The sequence below is a fragment of the Neorhizobium sp. BETTINA12A genome, from assembly GCF_023006485.1.
GTDB lineage: Bacteria > Pseudomonadota > Alphaproteobacteria > Rhizobiales > Rhizobiaceae > Neorhizobium.
In genome coordinates, this window is record NZ_JALBGW010000328.1 from 1 (window position 1) to 1,413 (window position 1,413).

At 62.8% G+C, this 1,413-nt stretch carries 2 protein-coding genes; both read left to right on the forward strand.

Annotated features, from left to right (window positions below):
• Positions 1-877: LysR substrate-binding domain-containing protein (locus MOV61_RS29915; RefSeq protein WP_247139177.1), on the forward strand; the 877-nt coding region annotated here is incomplete at its 5' end.
• Between the two features lie 92 nt (positions 878-969).
• A partial coding sequence (locus MOV61_RS29920; protein ID WP_247139178.1) for an IclR family transcriptional regulator occupies positions 970-1,413 on the forward strand: 444 nt, incomplete at its 3' end.

Consider the following 1,413-nt stretch of genomic DNA (forward strand, 5'->3'; position numbering starts at 1 on the left):
ACAATCGGGTGCTGCGGTTCAGCGCACCGCTCGCAATGCAGAAGCGATCCTCGGCACAAGCCTTTTCGAGGCCGACGGCCGGGCGACGCGGTTCACCAGTGCCGGCCGTGCCGTTGCCCGCTGGGCCGGCCTTTCGCTAAAGGAACTCGGCAACGCCACCGAGGAAGTGCAGGAGCTGCGCGGCAAGTTCGATGGCCTTGTATCGATCGGCGCGCTGCCGATGGCGCGTACCACCATCGTGCCCGATGCTATTGCTTCGCTGGCCCTCACCCATCCGCTGGCGCGGTTCGAGATCCTCGAAGGCAGCTACGAACAGCTCCTCAGCGATCTGGAGATGGGACATATCGATTTTCTGATCGGCGCGTTGCGCAGCCGCCTGACGCCGTCGCTGGTTCAGGAGCCGCTTTTCGATTTCCGCCTCGCGGTTGTCGCCGGTGCCGGTCATCCGCTGTCCGGCAAGGCGGATGTCTCGGCAACCGAACTTGCTTCCTACCCATGGGTCGTGGCCCGCAAGGGCACCCCCAACCGCAGAACGTTCGATGCCCTGGCGGCGACGTTTCCGGATGGACCGCAGACGCAGGGAACAGTCGAGACCGGCTCACTGACGGCGTTGCGCGGCATCCTGATGCAGACGGACCGGCTGGCGCTGCTGTCCCGTCATCAACTCCGGCACGAATTGAAGGCCGGGTTCCTGACGCTTCTGAATTACGAAGTGCCGGGAAGGCCGTTGTCGATCGGCATCACCACTCGCCGCAATTGGCAGTCGACCGCTCTCCAGGCGGAATATCTGGCAGCGATCCGACGGGTGGTCGCGACGGAAGACACGGTCAGCGCTGCCGACGGCAGTTGCTTGCCTTCGCTGAACGCCGCCGAGTAGCGCCACTTGCCATTGCAGTTTTCGTGGTTATCGTTATCCGCATATGCCGGCCCGCTCGATGTTGCGCGCCGTCAGCAGAGAGCGGGAGCATCTTGAGAAAAAAGGCCGTCAACAGTCTCGAACGCCTTCAGGCAGTCCTTGAGGTTTTTACCGAGGACCGTCTGGAATGGACGCCGGAAGAGCTGATGGAGGAGCTGGGCTATAGCCGGCCGACGCTCTATCGCTACCTGAAGATCCTGAAAGACAGCGGTTTCCTCACCTCCATGCCGAATACCGGCTTCACCCTGGGACCAAGGGTGGTGGAGATGGATTATCTGCTGCGGAAGTCGGACAATCTCATCCTGTCCGGCGCGCCGTACCTCCAGAAACTCACGGGGCGATACGAATGCACGGCGCTTCTGGTGCGCTGGTACGGCGAAAAGATCCTCTGCGTCGATTCGATCAGTTCCAGCCGCGAGGCGATCAGCAGCTATCCGCGCGGACGGCCGATGCCGCTCAGCCGCGGCGCGATCGGCCGCTCCATCGTCGCCTTTCTG